Raw genomic sequence first — 17,967 nt, 5'->3', positions numbered from 1 at the left:
TTGAATATAATTCCGCTCTACAAATAGTGGGTCTTTAGCTCAGTTGGTTAGAGCCCTCCGCTCATAACGGAGTGGTCGCGTGTTCGAGTCACGCAGGACCCACCACTTGTTTATCCCCTTAATTACAAACTTTCAAAGACTTTAGCAGCACAAATTAGAGTAAGACTAAAAATAGCTTACCCCACTTTTTACCCCACTTTAATATATTTTATTTTAATTTTTCATCGTATGTGATAATATAGGTATGCAGCGATACTAACTACTACTACTACAACAGAAATGATATAAGTCCAAGTAGGTTTGTTTTTATTGAAATTTACAAAGACTATTTCACCTGCATTATTTAAAAAATCATTCGAATGTTTGATTGTTAATACAATATCTTTATGAATTGAACCATCTTCATTCATGATAGGAATGTTAAGTATTTTTAATAAGCCTTCTAGATACTGTATATGCTTCTGAATTAACAATTGTTGTTCATTTGTATATCTGTTATAGTTGTCTCCAGTATGATGTCTTATATGATCTGTTTGTTTATTTAATTTTATACACTCAGTATTGTATTTTTGGATGATGAAAATAACGTTATCAATAAATTTCGATAGTTCATCAAATTTTTGAATAACTTGGTCTGCATTATTAGCATATTGCGTAGCTTCTTTGTGTGCCTTATCAACTTCTTCAACTTCATTTTTATAGTTAAACTTACCTTTGTAGGCCATATAGGAAACTGCAGGGATTATTGCAAGACCACCTAAAACAATTGTTCCAAGAGCTATCCCGCCACCACCTACAGCGAGTGCTCCTCCACCTAGCCAAGCTAGCGTTGCATTACTAGCTGCAATCCCAGAAAGACCAGCAATTCCAGCACTAGTTGAAGCTGTCATCGGCGGAGTTAAAATAGGCAGTACGGAAAGCTGCTAAAAAGTAGTTTTTACAACCAAAAGCTTAAAGAAACAAATTAATTTTGTTAAAGTCTTTTTTCAAAAATTTGGAAGGAGATGAATGCTTAAAAAAGGTGAAGTAAAAATGATTCATAAAATGCTCAAAGATGGACTTAGTAAAAGTGCCATAGCTCGTAAACTAGGCATTAACAGAGATACAGTTGCTAAATATGCAAAGATGCCTGAAGGCTATGTTCCAGTCATTAAACGAGATGCAGTTGAAACAACAGTTGATCCATACCTTCCAAATATTGCCAGAATGCTAGAAGAGGCACATAAACTAGGTGTTTCTATTCCTTCATCGTCAATTTATCAAGAGATTCAGAAATTAGGCTATAGAGGTTCACTTCGCTGGATGAATGATGTTGTGCTTCGTCATGAGCTCCGCCAAAAAGTAAAAGATGAAGAACCGCTAGTTAGGTTTGAGACAGACCCTGGTAAACAGATGCAAGTTGACTGGGTAGAATTTCCAAAAGAAGGCTTGTCTGCATTTGTGGCAACAATGGGCTATTCTCGAGCGTCATATGTTGAGTATGTATCTGATGAAAAAGTAGAAACCCTAATAAAATGTCATATGAACGCATTTAGTTACTTCGGTGGAGTTCCACAAGAAGGTCTATATGACAACATGAAGACAGTAATTATTAAAAGAAATGCTTATGGATTTGGTAAGCATAAATTTAATGAGCAGTTTCGAGACTTTGCAGAGAAACATTGCGGAATGCAACTTAAAGTTTGTAAGCCATATCGTGCTCAAACTAAGGGCAAGGTTGAGAGATTTAATCACTATTTGAGATACAGTTTTCACAACATGTTTAAAACTAGACTCTCTATGATGGGTTATAAAATGACCTTGGAGAATGCAAATGCGGAAGTTATGGATTGGCTGGATTTCACAGCTAACTCTAGAATACATCAAACAACTATGCATAAGCCATTTGATATGTTGGCAGAAGAGCAATTGCATTTGCTACCTCTACCGAAGCCTTATCACGGTATCCACCCAATAAAAGCTACAGCACAAAGTGTATCAAAAAATAGCCAAACATCCAATAGAATTACCATTCATATTCCAAATCGTGATTTACAAAGCTATGATGAGTTTATCCCTGTTATGGCTTATATGCTTATTCCTGCTTATGCAGTTGGAGGTGCTTTATGGAACTAAATGAGAAGATAGAATATTTGTGTAAAGAGTTGCAACTGCCAATGTTTAACGAGTTTCATCATGAGCTTGGAAACCGTGCAGCAAAAGAAGGTTGGAAATATAGTGAATATCTTTATGAAGTGCTAAAACTCGAAGCAGACAGCAGAGCTACTCGTTCGCGTGCAACGCTCACAAAAATGGCAGGATTTCCAACTATAAAAACACTTGAGCAGTTTGACTTTGATTTCACTGTCGGAGTTAATCGTAGACAGATAGAAGAACTCTCCACTCTTGAGTTCATCAAACGCAAAGAGAACATTATATTACTTGGCCAGTCTGGAGTTGGTAAAACTCACTTAGCAATAGCACTTGCTTATCAAGCTGTTCAAAAACGCATCAAAGCCAGATTTATAACAATCTCTGACCTTATTATGCAGATGAGCAATGCCAAAAAAGAGAAACGCTATGACTCTTTTATCCGTCAGTCTATCATGACACCATCTCTGCTTGTAATAGATGAAATAGGCTACTTTCCAATGAGCAAAGAAGATGCCCATCACTTTTTTCAAGTAATATCCAAACGCTATGAAAGAGGAGCAACAATTGTCACTTCAAATCTTGTGTTTAGCCAATGGAGTGGAATATTTGCAAATGATAAAGTTGTTACTACAGCTATTTTAGACAGACTTTTACACCACTCTCATATTATAAATATACTTGGAGATTCATATCGATTGAAAGAAAAAAAAGAGGAGGGAATGGTAGATTCAGACTTGTATAAGTTTAAAGCCAAAAAATCAATCAAAGGGATAAATTAAACCATCGTCGCTTAAGGTTACAATTCGTAATATTTCTTACGAAAAACTGCCGAATTTAACTCCGCTCTTGACAATAATTTGCCTATATTTAAAAAAATAATAATAAAACTTATCAATTAAGTAACCATTACCTCCGCCATTGACGCCTATTTGGAATCCATCTAGAGCGTTTAAAAATCTGTGTAAGCTATATTAAGTGGCGTAAAGCCACACATCTAAATTTTCAACAAGCTTCCTTTATAAATTGTCTATTGGAACAATAGAATGAATCAATTGTTCTATATTCTTGACTGAATTATCAGGAATTATTTTAAGCTTTGCAAATCTGGAGTTTAGGCTTAATGAAAAACATGGGGGTCTAAAAAGTGCTTGAAAGTATGTTATATTGGTAGTAAACAAAGGTTTATTTATAAATGGTTGTAAAAAACTGCAAAGATATGTCCAAGTTGTCAAAAAAACAACACTAAAAAGATAGGTATAAGACGAGGTATTCAGAGATACAGATGTAATGATTGCAACAAGAAATTTCAGTCCAAAAGAAGACCAAAAAACTTACAAGAAGTTATCTTTAAAAAGTATGTTTATAGAAGACAAATCCTACTTCATTTAGCTGAAGATTATAAACACAGTATTCCATGGATTAGAAAGCAAATACTTGAATATGAGCCAATAGAAAAAGCTCATACTCCAAGGGAGGTAGTTGTGGTTTGTGATGCTACCTTTTATGGCAAGAAGAAAGACAAGCTTGGTACTTTAGTTTTCAAAGATATTTTATCTGGTGAGATTCTTATGTGGAAACATGTTCAAAGTGAACTTACAAAAGACTATAAACAACTTCTCCAAAGACTTTTAGATATAGGCTATGAAGTAAAAGCTATCATAATTGATGGTAAAAGAGGCTTATATAAGGCTTTCAAAGATTACCCAGTACAAATGTGTCACTTTCATCAAAAGAAAGTAATACAGAGATATATAACAATGCACCCAAGACTAGAAGCTGGTAAAGATCTTCAAAAAATTATGTACAACCTAACATTAACAACTCAAACTATTTTTACAAAAAAGCTAAATGAATGGTATGAAAAGCATAAAGATTTTTTAGCAGAAAAGACTATAAATCCTGACACATTCAAAGAGTCATTTACTCATCAAAAACTTGTATCCGCTTACAAGAGTTTAAAGACAAATCTACCTTACCTTTTTACTTACAAAAATGAGAAAAATATTAAAATACATAACACGACAAATGCAATAGATGGCGGTGTATTTTCTCCCATGAAAAAGTTACTCAAAATACATAATGGATTTACTAAAAGCTTGAAGTTAAAAATGGTCGATGATTATTTAGTAAGTTATAAGAAAAAATGATTATTCAGACCCCCCCCGAATTTTTCATTAAGCCACAAATTATGATGGATGAAAATCCAAAAAAAGCAAAGCATTTTTCTGTGTTATTTTTGTAGTGAAGAGTGATTTTTTTATACTAAAGTTTAATCATAAGTTTCATGGAAATTTTATGCTTAATTTTAGTATTAAAACGAGTGCTTATTTGTATACTGATTTCGTTAGAAATTTGTGTACACAATAGGCAAACTCGCTCACTCTCAAAATAGTACCTTTTTAGACCTCTTTTTAGACCTCTTTTTAGACCTCTTTTTTTCATCTTTTTTTCGTCAACTTTGGAGCTTTTTTTTGCTCGCCTTTGGTTTCTTGCGCCAAAAAATGAAAACGTCTATATTAAGGTTCTGTTTGTGGTGAATAATCGAAGTGCTTATCTTGAAAACTTTTCAGCTATCGTCCATACTGTTATCAAGAATGATGTTAGAACTTTCTCACAAAAATACTCCAAAAAGCAGCCAAAAATAGAGTTTTTAAAATCTATTTCTCGCCCTCTAATCATTTTGTTAAACAATCTATTTCCTTTATCTGAGCAGCTTTATTTAATAAACACCCTTGATAAAAAAGTTTCTGTATCTCATCCTACTTATGTTAAATTTTTAAATGAGTGTTTATTTGATGATTTTGAGAGGTATAAAATTAATAGGCTTTTTGCTACTCAAACATCAAAAATAAAAGATCTTATAATCTCTTATCCAGATCAACCAGACAATCAGTACAAACATCTTAATTTTAAGAACAAATCTACTACTACTTTTAACGACTATAAATTGTTTTTGGATAAATATTATTCCTCGAAGGATGATGTTCTTTTTGAAGCAAAGCAAATTGAGCGCTATACGACTTCAGAAAAAATTCTAAATTTTGACAGTAAAGAAAAATACAAAACCATTACTCATAACGCAGATAGCTTCGGTTCTGTACTTGGTAATATTGAGAAAAATTCCGTAATTTCTCCTGTTTCTGTAAAACTGAAACAAGAAGTTTCCTCAGGAAACTTAGTTAAAACAAATGGATTTAATGTTTATGAGAGCTTTAAATCTAGAAAAGAGCTTTACAATGAGAAAGGCTTTCTAAAGGTTAAATTGCTTAAGGGCGCTTCCCTTGATAGCATCACAGAGCTATTTGAGGTTGTTGAAAATCACAACAACTTACCTGGTTAAATAAATAATTATGATTTTTTATATGAAAAGACAAGAGTTAATTAAAGATTTTGTTTATTTCAGCGATGTGATTTAAAGTAAAATATTTCAGGCTGAGAAGTGCTTAAAAGTACGGTATAGTAGGAATAAATGTCAACGGCGGAACTAAAAACAGCACAATTTTTTACATACATGCCTTTAGATTGGTGTTTTGTTTTAAAATATGTGCTGAAACTAAGTCCGCCGTTGACAATCGTTATCTGTTGGAGAGTTAGAGCTAGAAGATAAAACTTTTCCATCCGTAATTATTGACTATCTTTTTGTAGATTACTGACACAGAAATACAATACATAATCATTTAGGTGAATAAGTTTCTAAAATGCTTTTGATTTATGCAATTCAAATGGCGATGGAAATATCAAAACTTGCAGGTGTCAGATATCTGATTTTACGACCTGATAGCGGTAAAGAGCATCAAAGTTTAGTTTCATTTTATGAATCAATGGAATTTAGATATATGACCGATAAACATGAATGGATGTATCTAAAATTAACCTAATAAGAAGATTTGCTTACTTTTTATTAACTATCCCTAAAAACACATCAACAGCATCTTTAGCCATTAATTCTTTTTGATTGCTATATCTTTGCGTAGTTGTGATTTTAGAGTGTCCTAACGCTCTTGAAATACTCTCAAGAGGTACATTATTGTTTACAAGGGTAAAGCCAAGCAAATGTCTAAAATCGTGTATTCGCATTTTAATTCCTACTTCTTTTTGAATTCTAGCCCACATTTTTTTTGGAATTGCTGTTAATTTTTCGCCAGTAACAGGTGATTTGAATATTAAGCCTTTTTTCTCTCTAATAATTTCAAGATGTTCTATCAGCTCAGCATCTAACATGTAAGTTAGATTTTTACGTGTTTTATTATTTTCATCTCGTACAGTATATAATTTATTTTCAAAATCAATATCTTCAAAACAAAGAGTTCGTATTTCATTACTTCTACGACCTCGTAAAAGAAACATAAACAGAACTTTATAATGATTATCCGGAATATTCATAATTGCATTTATTAGTTCTTTAATTTTATCTTCTGGCAATGAAAAATATTTGATATTGTCATATTTTGGAAATTTTAAATAATCAGTTATATTTTTTTCTACTAAACCAAATTCAATCGCTTTTTTAAATAACGGAGAAAATATTTCTTTTACAGTTACAATATAACTTCCTTTTTTACCTTCATTTATCATATGATTAATTATTTTTTGAAGGTCATCACTATCGACATAGTTCATATGTTTCTTTTTAAGAGAATCGGACACATATTTACTATAAAAATAAAATGCACTTTTCCACCTATTCTGAGAAATAGTCTCTTTTCTCATATCTTGAAATTCATTAAAAAAAGTATCAAGCGTAGGATTGTCAGCTCTTTTAGTTGATTTACCTGCTTTATGTGTGTTTATAAGCTCTACACGTCGATTAAATGCTAAAGATGGATTAGTTTTATACCTATCATTAGAATAGCCTACAATCTGTTCTATTTCAGTTCCGTTGACTTTTGCACGCGCTAAATATGTTTTTATTTTTGTTTTTGAATCTTCTTTGACATATATACCTGTGTATTTTGTTTTAATATAATCTTTTCTTGTTCCCATGAAAGTAGTATATCAGAAAACCCCACTTTTTACCCCACTTTTTTATTAAAAAATAGGTATATTTAATAAATATAGATAAAATAACTTTTTACTGAAAGGCTCTAAATAGTCCATAAATGAAGTGGTTTGTAAGAGTTTGTAAATTTTAGTAAAGTAGAGAGCCTTGACGCTCATAACGGAGTGGTCGCGTGTTCGAGTCACGCAGGACCCACCACTATTTCATCGTACTTTCAAGCCTTCCTAAAATCATTATATTTATCAAGTGTGCTAGATTTGTGACATACCTCTTTAAACAGACTAATTTTTGTATCAACTTTTAAATGATTCGCCAATTCAAATAGTATTTGCACTTTAAACTTGAATTGGTGTTATGCTATAAAGCAGATATGTTTTAATGTGCTACAATGCTGTTTATTAAGGACTATAATGAGAGAAAAACATAAAATAAGCAATTATCCAAGTAAAAATATAAAAACTGAAACTTATAAACTTGGTGAAACATTTGTTACAAAGAATTATTATGACGCTAAAGATGCATATGTTAGAGAGCTGATTAATGAAGAAAATGGGGTTAAGGAAGTTAAACATTTCACAGTAAAAGGTGTTTTGGCAAAGTTAGAATATTTCATAGAAGATAAGAGACACGGTGTAGAAACAAAATATTTTATTCCAAAAGCAAATAAAAGTGTAAAAAGCACTAAAACATATGATGATGGAAAGTTACATGGTGAGTGTATAACATATAATGATAATGATGAAATAATTAAACAGGAAGTTTACGCTGCAGGAAAACTAATATTAAGATATTTACGAAATGATAGCAATACTAACGATATAACAAATATTCAAATTGTTGATAAGGACAATATCGAGAATTTACCAAAAATAGAATACGAAAAGCTACAAGATAATATGGAAAAAAATTCAGATTGGTTTGCAGACTAATTAATACTTTGAATGTCCCCTATAAACTAGATAATTACTAACCCAGTAAAAACCTAACTTTTGAGACCACTCAGAGTTTTGTGTCAGTAACCGATAGTCATTAAAATTGTATCATAGTTCAACAATTTAGTTTGAAACTTAGAGAAAGTTCCAAAACCTACAGTTTCAGAGATATTGATAGCTAAGCATTTAAGTGAAGAAGAAGTAACAAGAATTGTAAAATTTTTAGATGCTTTGAGTGAGCCTATATTAGATTTAAATTAGGACCTTATGAAATTTTTTTGCTCCTTAAGTTAAGCTGAATAACTTAGGCCTCGTTGTCAAATCAGGGACATACTTTCATTTAGAAACATAGCCCTTTTCTTATCATCTCGTTTAATATATCGAGCATACATACTTAGTGTCATTGTCGAATCAGTATGACCTAACATATTAGACACCCAAAGTATATCTTCACCATTTTCCAACATCACAGTGGCCAGACCCATAGTATCGCGGGTACGCTTACCGCTACCACAATGATTTCCAGCAGTAGTCCCATGCGCCAGTAATCGCCAAAGCGAAAGCCACTTGGTCCAAGGATCAAGGTATTGTTCTGGTGACCGATAGGTGTTAAAAAAGCGCAGGAAGCTCCCACTGCAATAGCCATTAAAAAGGCATCGGGATTTACCTCAAGTTGCGCCGCGGTACTAATTGCAATTGGGCACATTACCGCTGCCGTGGCAGCATTGTTCACTAGGTCAGAAAGAAACATTGTAACCACTAGCAGTGTTATTAGCCCAAGAATAGCATTCCCCTGCGTTACATTATCCAACAAAAAATGCGCAATAGTGTCAGCTGCACCAGTAGAGGCGACAGCACCGGCGACCGGAAGCATCGCTGCTAACAATACAATCACCGGCCAATCGATAGTTGTGTACACAGATCGAAGTGGCACGATGCCAAGCATTATATAGGCAAACACTGCGCCGGCAAACAACACAGGCACGGGGAATAGACCTAATATAGTAGCGCCAACTGTAATAGCCATGATAAATGCAGCGATAACTGCCTGTCCTTTTTTCGGAACCCGGATGTCACGCGGAGCAAGCGGCAGACAGCCGAATAAGGAGGCAAAACCGGCAATCGCTTCAGGTGAGCCTTGCATAAGTAACACATCACCAGCCTTGATAGAAGTAGACCTTAATCGTTGAATCGAACGACGACCCTCTCGCGATATAGCCAATAGGCTAATACCGTAGCGAGTTCGAAGGTCAAGAGCTAGGGCCGTGCGGCCGATCAAAATTGCGTATGGCTTTACCACCAGTTCCTGGATTACAACCTCTGATAATTTATCCCTGTCACTATCGTTTTTCTCATTATTAGCCTCCCTGATTGTTCCCGTCTCTGCTAGTAGTGGTTCCACCTCTTCTTCGGTGTTGCTCATCCTTTCATCGGCTAACACTAGATCCTCTTCCAGCTTGAGGCCCAGGCTTGAAAGTACGGACGATAGTGACTCTGGCTCCACTTCAATAACCAGGATGTCGCCTTCCTTTAATACACGCCAGGAATTTGGTGTAGAAATATGGACGTCATGACGTATCATGCTGACAATCTGGGCATCGGCTTCTTCGAGCATTTGTTCAACCTCACGCAGGTGCTTATTTACCGCTTTACTGCCTTCAACAATACGAACTTCACTAAGATATTTGGCACTGTCAAAGCTGCCAGTATCTGCCTGTTGTCGCGTGGGTACAAGTCGCCAGCCGACAAAGCCAATAAAAACAATACCAAAGACAGCAACTACAAGGCCAATAGGGGTAAAATCAAACATACTGAAGCTTTCCATTCCCGTTGTCGCTCGGAACTCGGAAACAATCAGGTTGGGCGGCGTCCCGATGAGTGTGGTCATGCCACCAAGAATTGAACCAAAGGCCAGTGGCATAAGAATTTTACCAGGCGGTAGGTTCTGTTTGGCAGCCATCTGAATAGCCACAGGCATCAGCACTGCTAAGGCGCCAACATTGTTCATGAAAGCCGACAACAGAGCGGCCAAACCAATGAGTGCAAAAATGCTAACAGTTGGTCCTGCTGATGCTGGAATGAATCGCTGGGATAGTATATCAATCGCACCGGAGATCAAAAGGCCATGACCGAGTATGAGCACACAGGCCACCGTAATTACCGCCGGGTGAGCAAATCCGGAAAAAGCTTCATTACCAGGTACCAGACCAGTGACTATACAAACCAACAAAGCACTCATGGCAACCAGGTCATGACGCCAACGTCCCCAAAGGAAGATGAGCATAGTTGCAAATAACACAGCAATAACTATAACTTGATCGTTTGTCATAAAAAATCTCTTGTATTAATTAAAAGTGTTGTGATCAGTAGAGTACTATCACTACAATTTTTATATTATCAGTATATCGAATATGTCCTATTATTTCTTAAACATAACAATAATACAGTCAACTAAAATATTAATTCCATTTTGCAACTGTAATAGATGGTATATTCCTACGCAGTTTTTTAACATTATTGGTACCAATAAAAGTTTAAAAATATTGGGAGAATCGGGATATAAAAATGCTTTAATCATTAAATGGATACAAAAAAGATGTTCGTCTTAATAAAAAAAGTGTAAGATAGAAAAATCTAAAGAATGTATGTATTAAAGAAAGAAAAAAGAAAGGTATATGATGAAAGAACTAAAAAGAATTGTTGTAGGAATAGATGTTATTGAAAAATCAAATAACGTTTTAAAAAGAGCATTTATCTTGGCAAAAGAGAATAAGGCTCAATTGTTTGTTATTCATGCTGTACAAATACCTTGGTTAGCTATGCCAAACTACTTTAATACAGGTGAAATATCCATTGACAAAAGTGGTATCAAAAAAAAGATAGAGAAAAAGATAAAAGGACTGAATTCAGATGGCAAGATAACTTGTTCAGTCTCCGTAAAAGAAGGTGATGCTGATGATGTGATACTTCATGCAGCAAAGTCATATAAAGCAGATATGATTATTATAGGGGCACACAGCAAGTCAAAAGGCGCAAATCGTTTGCTGGGAACAACCGCACAAAAAGTAGCACATCAAAGCCAGTCGCCAGTTTTAATTGTCAAGAAGAGTGTCGAAGGGAACTATCAAAATATTTTAGCTCCAACAGATTTTGAAATACAATCAAAACAGAGTATCTTGATTGCAAAAAATATTTTTCCAAAAGCAAAAATAAGTGTAATTCATGCCTCCGAAACAATCGATATGGAAGGTCCCTATACTGAACATGGATATGATTTAGCACACTATAATAAAATGGCGAAAGCTCGTGCTAAAAAAGAGATGAAGGATTTCATAAAAAATGTCTCTGCTGAAAAAGGAAAAGTGATTGATGGAAAGCTAGATAATAAAAAAGTAATACTTCAATACATAAAAAAAGACTCTTGCGATCTTGTACTTATAGGCTCACAGGGTACTGCAGGACTTAAAGCACTATTGGGGAGTGTTGCTTCATATATCTTAAACACATCTCCATGTGATGTGTTGATTTATGTGCTTAAAGATTGATTTTATCAAAGAGGAGAGAATTGTATTTCAATTCTCTCCTGTACTGCCAGCAAGTTTAAATATAGTATAAAAATGAACCATATTTTGATGAAAAAATATCTTCTTCTATAATGGCCTGAATATTTAAAACAAAAATTCAGGCTATCATATTAAAGAGCTTAAAATAGATCGTTATCAAGGCTTTTTCTTCTCAAAACCATTAGATAAGGACAGTTAAATTCCCTTAAAAACTCTTTTATTCTCCTGCTTTTTAATCTCTGAAAAATTATCTAGATAATCGAGATAAGTAATCAAGTATTTTCTACTTAATGGATGTTTCTCTTTAAAGTTTTGTATGTTTATATATCCGTCTTTTTTGATGATGTTTTTCATATCATTAACAAGCCCGCTTAAACAAGAAGAGTGGATGAAAAGATTATGCTGAAGTCTTATTACCTGCTTTTTAGAACAGAGAGATTTTAAAATCTCATCACCCATTTTTCTGTCTATATCTAAATTGTCATATATATTATACGGAGCAGTTGGAGATATATTTTCCTCTTCTAAACGTTTTAACATTATTTGCTCAAGAGAGCTTCTAAAGTCTTCTTTGATATTTGCATTCTTGTAGAGGTTCCCATCTTTTATTAAAAAATCTTCTTCTACAAGTTCATTTAATACCAGCTGTATAAAACCTTCACTAGCCCACTTTAGTCTGAGCTTGATAGAGGTGTTTGAAAGAAGTGCATAGCTATTTTTAGTGTATATGCTTTTAATATTATTGTAAATTATCTCTTTCGTAGAGATTGGGTAAATGATAAGTTCTTTTTCGTCTACAAAGCAGTTTTGAAGCTCTTTAGCATTTATCAGTGCCTCTTGATGTGAGAGTGCGAACCTTTGTGCTGATGAGATTAGCCCCAAACCTTTTTTATGTGCATTTAGAAGTATTAAGTAGGCTTTAGGGATATTTTTATCTTTGAGTGCTTCGAGCAGATGCAGTTTCTGACTCTTCTTCATAGGGTCGCTTACCGGGTTTAAGACCACTCCTCCGGCCACAGTGAAATTTCCATCTCTTATAATTAACTTCTCGTCATAAATGCTAAAGATATCCTCTTTGCTATTAATAGAAGCAAATCCATTACTCAAAGAATCTTCTGAATTAAAAAGCAGTACCTTTGCATCTATTTTTCTTGAGCCTATGTAGACAGAGTAGTGTCTGTTGTGATGCAAAAGCTTATCTTTGAGTGCAGTAAATGAGATGTCAATTGAGCTAAAACCCCTGAGATATCCTTTTTTGCTTATGACAAAACCACGTTTTATATTTTTAGCATCTACATTGCTTAAGTTTATAGCTGTACGGTTTGAGATATTAGCCATTGGCGCATCTACGCCGTGGACTTGCAGGTTTTTTATTTTGGATTCTTTTTGTATGTCACTGATAAAAATTTGTTCATTAACTGCTATAGGTTTTCCAAGTACAGTTCCAGTTACAATAGTTCCTGCACCTTTAGCACTAAAGACTCTGTCTACATAGTATCTGAAAAAATTCTCTTGTATTTTTGTACTTGCATTTAGACTAAAAAGTTTTTCTTTGAGGTTTTCAATACAAGCCTCATCGTAGATAGAGACTCCCATACTAAATTTCAAATCAAAATCATATTTTGTTATAAACTCTTCAGCCTCAATAAGCTTTTTGTCTAACTCTGACTCATTTATCAAGTCTTTTTTTGTAACAACTAGGACAGCATTTTTTACACCAAGCAGATTTAAAATCTCAAGATGCTCTACGGTCTGTGGTTTTATTCCCTCAACCGCACTCACAACTATAAGTACGCAGTCAAAAGAAAATGCTCCTGCTATCATGTTTTTTACAAGTTTTTCATGTCCTGGAACATCTATAAAAGCTATATTTTTATCATCTTTGGCAATATTGGAAAAACTAAGATCTATAGTTATTCCGCGCTCTTTTTCTTCTTTTGTAGTGTCACCCTCAAAACCGTTAAGTGCTTTTATAAGTGCTGTTTTACCGTGGTCAATATGTCCACATGTACCTATAATGAAGTTAGACATCTGCTATCTCTTTTACGATGTTTATTATTTGTGCTATCTCACTTTTTTGTATAGCTCTAAAATCAAGTAAAAACTTGTCATCTTGTATTCGACCTATTATTTTTTTCTCTCTAAATAATTTTTCCATTTTGTTTTGTTTATAGTTTTTTATTTTTATGCTCAGTGCTATGCTTGGAATTGTTCTGTTTGGAGTAGTACCGCCACCTATGACAGTTTTAGTCTCTATTATTTCAGACTCGCTAATATCTTTTATCTTCTCTTGCATGTAAAGAGCATTTTCTCTCAACTCTTCTATAGAAGTAAACAACATCTTAAGGGTAGGAATATCATCTATTTTGTTAAGTAAAACTGACGTTATATTCTCTTCTAACAGTGCAAGGGTAAGTTTATCTACTCTTAGCATTCTAAGAAGTTGATTCTTTTTGAGTTTAGCTATGTGCTCTTTTTTCCCTACTATAATTCCTGCTTGTACACTTCCTAAAAGCTTATCACCTGAGAAACTAAGAAGTGATGGATTTTCTTGCATACACTTCAGTACTGAGGGTTCATATTGATCTAGTCCATAAGGAAGATCAACTAGATGACCGCTTCCCATGTCGTAATAGTCTATAAGATTTTTCTCTTTTGCAAGCTTAACCAACTCTTTAAATCCCACCTCAGAGCTAAACCCTTCTATAGAGTAGTTAGATTTATGTACTTTCATAAGCATTGATGTATTCTCAGTTATGGCATCTTCATAGTCATATAGATGTGTTTTGTTTGTAGCTCCGACTTCAACAAGTTTTGCCCCACTATGTTTCATGACATCAGGTATTCTAAAACTTCCACCTATCTCTACAAGTTCGCCACGACTGACTATAACCTCTTTTTTCTTTACAAAGGTATTGAGGATTAAAAATACGGCACTTGCATTGTTGTTAACTATGAGAACATCTTCACAGCCAAGAAGTCTGCATATTACGTCTGAGATATGGGAGTATCTCTCCCCCCTTTTTCCTTTAACTAAATCGTATTCTAAATTGTTGTAACTGGTAACTATCTCTTTTACTTTGTCAAATGTTTTTGCATCTATTAGGCTTCGTCCTAAGTTTGTATGTACTATTACTCCTGTTGCATTGATTAACTTTTGCAAAGATGGTTTAGTAAGCTCATCATACTTTTGTAAAACTGTTTGAACTAACTCATCTTCAGTGAAAGACTCTACCTTGTTTTTTAAAATATTTTCTCTTAAGTCTTGAAGAACTTCTTGAGTAATACTAACTACAAGAGACAAGGCTAAATCATTAAATTTATCATTTTCTATGAACTTGTCTACTTTCGGAATAGATTTTAGTAAAAACATTTTTACCCTTTTTTAGATAGTTTTTATATTATATATAGTAAACTTCAGTTGTACAAGATTTGGGGGGCATGTGACCCTGGTGGGCACCACAGGTTTCAAACCTGATTGGAGGTTTTTGTGTAAACGCCTCGGGGGGTTCGATTCCTTCGCCTTCTCACCAAACTTAGTACACGATTATCGGTCTATCTCCCCTTGGGATTATAGAACCAATTATGCACGCGTAACCATAAGTCAAATCTTCAACTCTTTTTACATACTCTAAAGCATCTTTTTCATTCATAGATATTAAAAGTCCTCCTGATGTTTGTGCATCACAAAACATTAGTTTATACTTTATAGCATCTCCCACAAATGTAACCTTATCTTCTAAATACTTCATATTTCTCTTTGTTCCACCCGGAACTACATCTCTATCTGCTAAATCAAATGCATCTGCCATAACAGGGACACTTTTAGCATCTATACTAAGGCTCACAGCATCATTTGTAGACTCAAAAGCATGACCGAGCAGACCAAAACCAGTGATATCTGTACAAGCACTCACATCATACTCACTAAGAAGTTTTGATGGCAAGTAGCTGAGAGTTTCCATAACCTTCACTGCCTCAAGAGTAGTCTCAATTTTAAGCAAGTCTCTCTTTATCGCAGTTGTTAAGATACCCATACCAATAGGTTTAGTTAATACTAAAACGTGTCCTATTTTAGGAGTATTGTTTCTTAGAATTTTACTAGGGTGTATCATCCCCGTAACACTAAGTCCATAGTACATTTCAGGTGACTCAATAGTATGACCGCCGATTAAAACACCACCACACTCTTTTATCTTTTCATTTCCGCCTCTAAGTATTTCGCTAAGAACTTCATAGCCATGGTTAGTTTTATCAAAGCCTACAATGTTTAGAGCCGTTTTTACCTCTGCTCCCATTGCAAATATATCTGATAAAGAGTTTGCTGCTGCAATTTTCCCATACACGAAAGGGTCATCAACAACAGGTGTAATAAAATCAACAGTTTGGACTAATGCTTCATTTTCATTTATCTTAAAAACAGAAGCGTCCTCGCTATTTTCAAATCCTACAAGCACATTTTCATTATCTGGAATAAGTGAGCGAATTGTATGTTTTAGATCTCCCGGACCCATCTTCGCTGCTCAACCAGCTGCTTGAACGAATTTAGTTAATTTAGATTCGTTATTCATGTTTAGCCTTAAAAAAAGTATTTTATGGAGTAAATGTAAGAAGTGTAGTAAAAAGAGTTTATTACATTTATGTACACCTAGTCCATAGGTTAATGCTTTTGTATTTTACTAGTTATAAAATTAAAGCAATATTAATATAGTAAAATATTTTTTACCTTTTTATAAAAACTTAAGAATTCTTTCAATACAATTATCTTTAGATTTGTGGTACAAATAGACATTTGATTTTTCTTTCTTTTTTAATTTCATTCTTGTCACCTTAGAGTTTTTTACAAAAAATTTACTTATTGGAGAGAAAATGAACTTTATAGAAGAGTTGAAGAAATATCTAGTTTCTTTTTGGCAACCGGTCCCAGCAGTTATTGCACTTGGGGTTTTATCTGTTTACTACTTTGGAATTACGGGAACATATTGGGCTGTAACAGGCGAGTTTACAAGGTGGGGTGGTCACGCCTTAGAATTTGTCGGTGTTGATATTAGTGATTGGGGCTATTTTAAAATCATGCATATGGAGGGTAATATTTTTACTCGTGTGGATGGTGTTATGATTATTGGTATGTTTGCAGGAGTTATCGCAGCGGCCTTTTGGGGTAACAATGTAAAATGGAGAATGCCAGCTAGTAAAATAAGAATTTATCAAGCACTTATAGGCGGAATCATCGCAGGATTTGGAGCAAGACTTGGTATGGGCTGTAACTTGGCTAGTTTATTTACAGGTATACCTCAGTTTACGGCTCACGCTTGGTTTTTCACTTTTGCTATGATCGCTGGCGTATACTTGGGAGTAAAGGTAACACAACTTCCATTTTTCCAATCAAAAGTTAAATTACAAAAATTATCTTGCAGTATTCCTATTCAATCAAATGAGGGTAGCGATGCAGACAAAGTAAAACAATTTTTTACTATTGGAACTTTTGTATTTTTAGGCATGATGGTTTGGGCAATATATCTTATCTTTGTTGGACATGAAAAACTTGGTCTTGCTATGCTTTTTGGAGGTGCGTTTGGACTTATAATTGCCAAAGCACAAGTTTGTTTTACATCAGCATTTAGAGATATTTTTACAACTGGTAGAAGCCAAATGGCAAGAGCTATTGTTCTTGGAATGTTAGTTTCTAGCATCGGTATTTTTAGTTACATCATGATAGGAGTTCCGCCAAAAATTATGTGGGCTGGACCAAATGCTATTATTGGTGGAGCTTTATTTGGCTTTGGTATTGTTGTAGCTGGTGCTTGTGAGTGTGGCTGGATGTATAGAGCAGTAGAAGGTCAAATTCATTTTTGGATAGTTGGAGTTGGGAATGTTATAGGGGCGACTCTGCTTGCTTTTGTATGGGATGATATCTCTGGGCCACTTGCAACATCTTGGCCAAAAATAAATCTACTTGAGTCATTTGGTAATTATGGTGGACTTCTTATGAACTATGCTCTACTTGCTTTATTGTTTTTACTAGTGTTAAAACTAGAAAAAAATTATCTTAAAAAATTAAAAGGAAATGCAAACAATGAAAAATAATACTAAAGCTCCTACACCAACTCATCGTTTGGATATGCATGGTGAACCATGTCCATATCCTGCCATAAAAACATTAGAAGCACTAAGAAGTCTTGATGATGATGATATACTTGAAATTATCAGCGATTGTCCTCAAAGTATAAATAATATACCAATGGATGTTCAAAATCACGGATTTCAAGTCCTACATGTAGACACAAGTACACCATCGGTTAGATATTTTGTAAAAAGATAACAATTAATTATACTTTTA

At 34.2% G+C, this 17,967-nt stretch carries 15 protein-coding genes and 2 tRNA genes; 11 read left to right on the top strand and 6 right to left on the bottom strand.

From position 1 onward, the window contains the following. The first annotated feature begins 28 nt into the window (after positions 1-28). A tRNA-Ile gene (locus HUE88_RS08320) sits at positions 29-105 on the top strand. A 116-nt stretch (positions 106-221) separates the two neighbouring features. Here the strand turns inward: HUE88_RS08320 and HUE88_RS08315 are convergent. Next, on the bottom strand, positions 222-890 hold the full coding sequence (locus HUE88_RS08315; protein ID WP_194372717.1) for a hypothetical protein: 669 nt from the start codon (positions 888-890) through the stop codon (positions 222-224). Positions 891-1,008: 118 nt separating this feature from the next. Here HUE88_RS08315 and istA point away from each other — a divergent pair, with 118 nt between their 5' ends. The 5 genes from istA to HUE88_RS08290 all read left to right on the top strand — a co-directional run bounded on the left by istA (position 1,009) and on the right by HUE88_RS08290 (position 6,011). After that, the gene (istA, locus tag HUE88_RS08310; protein WP_194368257.1) at positions 1,009-2,115 is read left to right on the top strand and encodes an IS21 family transposase; all 1,107 of its coding nucleotides are present in this window, start codon (positions 1,009-1,011) and stop codon (positions 2,113-2,115) included. After that, complete coding sequence (istB, locus tag HUE88_RS08305) at positions 2,106-2,912, top strand: IS21-like element helper ATPase IstB (protein WP_194368256.1); 807 nt, start codon at positions 2,106-2,108, stop codon at positions 2,910-2,912. The genes istA and istB overlap by 10 nt, the downstream gene beginning before the upstream one ends. A gap of 435 nt (positions 2,913-3,347) precedes the next feature. Then, positions 3,348-4,280: an IS256 family transposase, variant Zn-binding type gene (locus HUE88_RS08300; RefSeq protein ID WP_430733203.1), complete on the top strand. Its 933-nt coding sequence runs from the start codon at positions 3,348-3,350 to the stop codon at positions 4,278-4,280. Positions 4,281-4,666: 386 nt separating this feature from the next. Next, positions 4,667-5,473, top strand: a complete 807-nt coding sequence (locus HUE88_RS08295) for a hypothetical protein (RefSeq protein ID WP_194368254.1) — start codon at positions 4,667-4,669, stop codon at positions 5,471-5,473. Between the two features lie 382 nt (positions 5,474-5,855). Next, positions 5,856-6,011 carry a hypothetical protein gene (locus tag HUE88_RS08290; protein WP_194368253.1) on the top strand — a complete coding sequence of 52 codons (156 nt, stop codon included), beginning with the start codon at positions 5,856-5,858 and terminating at the stop codon, positions 6,009-6,011. A gap of 13 nt (positions 6,012-6,024) precedes the next feature. Here HUE88_RS08290 and HUE88_RS08285 read toward each other — a convergent pair whose 3' ends face one another. Further along, a complete protein-coding gene (locus HUE88_RS08285) occupies positions 6,025-7,116 on the bottom strand; it encodes a tyrosine-type recombinase/integrase (RefSeq protein WP_194368252.1) in 1,092 nt (363 codons plus the stop codon). 426 nt (positions 7,117-7,542) lie between these two features. Here HUE88_RS08285 and HUE88_RS08280 point away from each other — a divergent pair, with 426 nt between their 5' ends. Further along, positions 7,543-8,061, top strand: coding sequence for a toxin-antitoxin system YwqK family antitoxin (locus HUE88_RS08280; RefSeq protein WP_194368251.1), 519 nt, complete (start codon positions 7,543-7,545; stop codon positions 8,059-8,061). 469 nt (positions 8,062-8,530) lie between these two features. On the opposite strand, the gene HUE88_RS08275 is transcribed toward HUE88_RS08280, so the two are convergent. Next, the gene (locus HUE88_RS08275) at positions 8,531-10,393 is read right to left on the bottom strand and encodes an SLC13 family permease (protein WP_194368250.1); all 1,863 of its coding nucleotides are present in this window, start codon (positions 10,391-10,393) and stop codon (positions 8,531-8,533) included. A 346-nt stretch (positions 10,394-10,739) separates the two neighbouring features. Between HUE88_RS08275 and HUE88_RS08270 the strand changes: the two genes are divergently transcribed. Continuing rightward, positions 10,740-11,609, top strand: a complete 870-nt coding sequence (locus HUE88_RS08270; protein WP_194368249.1) for a universal stress protein — start codon at positions 10,740-10,742, stop codon at positions 11,607-11,609. 213 nt (positions 11,610-11,822) lie between these two features. On the opposite strand, the gene selB is transcribed toward HUE88_RS08270, so the two are convergent. Further along, positions 11,823-13,658 carry a selenocysteine-specific translation elongation factor gene (gene selB / locus HUE88_RS08265; RefSeq protein WP_194368248.1) on the bottom strand — a complete coding sequence of 612 codons (1,836 nt, stop codon included), beginning with the start codon at positions 13,656-13,658 and terminating at the stop codon, positions 11,823-11,825. Continuing rightward, positions 13,651-15,000, bottom strand: coding sequence for an L-seryl-tRNA(Sec) selenium transferase (selA, locus tag HUE88_RS08260; RefSeq protein WP_194368247.1), 1,350 nt, complete (start codon positions 14,998-15,000; stop codon positions 13,651-13,653). Before selA ends, selB begins: the two co-directional genes overlap by 8 nt. 61 nt (positions 15,001-15,061) lie before the next feature. On the opposite strand from selA, the gene HUE88_RS08255 reads away from it, so the two are divergent. Further along, a tRNA-Sec gene (locus HUE88_RS08255) sits at positions 15,062-15,160 on the top strand. Between the two features lie 3 nt (positions 15,161-15,163). Here the strand turns inward: HUE88_RS08255 and selD are convergent. Next, positions 15,164-16,198: a selenide, water dikinase SelD gene (selD, locus tag HUE88_RS08250; RefSeq protein ID WP_229860050.1), complete on the bottom strand. Its 1,035-nt coding sequence runs from the start codon at positions 16,196-16,198 to the stop codon at positions 15,164-15,166. Between the two features lie 298 nt (positions 16,199-16,496). Between selD and yedE the strand changes: the two genes are divergently transcribed. Both yedE and yedF read left to right on the top strand, forming a co-directional pair. After that, the gene (yedE, locus tag HUE88_RS08245) at positions 16,497-17,714 is read left to right on the top strand and encodes a selenium metabolism membrane protein YedE/FdhT (RefSeq protein WP_194368245.1); all 1,218 of its coding nucleotides are present in this window, start codon (positions 16,497-16,499) and stop codon (positions 17,712-17,714) included. Then, entirely contained in the window at positions 17,704-17,949 is a 246-nt protein-coding gene (gene yedF / locus HUE88_RS08240) for a sulfurtransferase-like selenium metabolism protein YedF (RefSeq protein WP_194368244.1), read from the top strand. Before yedE ends, yedF begins: the two co-directional genes overlap by 11 nt. The last annotated feature ends 18 nt before the right edge of the window (positions 17,950-17,967 follow it).

It is taken from the genome of Candidatus Sulfurimonas baltica, assembly GCF_015265455.1.
Lineage (GTDB): Bacteria > Campylobacterota > Campylobacteria > Campylobacterales > Sulfurimonadaceae > Sulfurimonas > Sulfurimonas baltica.
The sequence above is the reverse complement of the archived record's forward strand: the minus strand, read 5'-3'. Positions and strand labels throughout refer to the sequence as shown.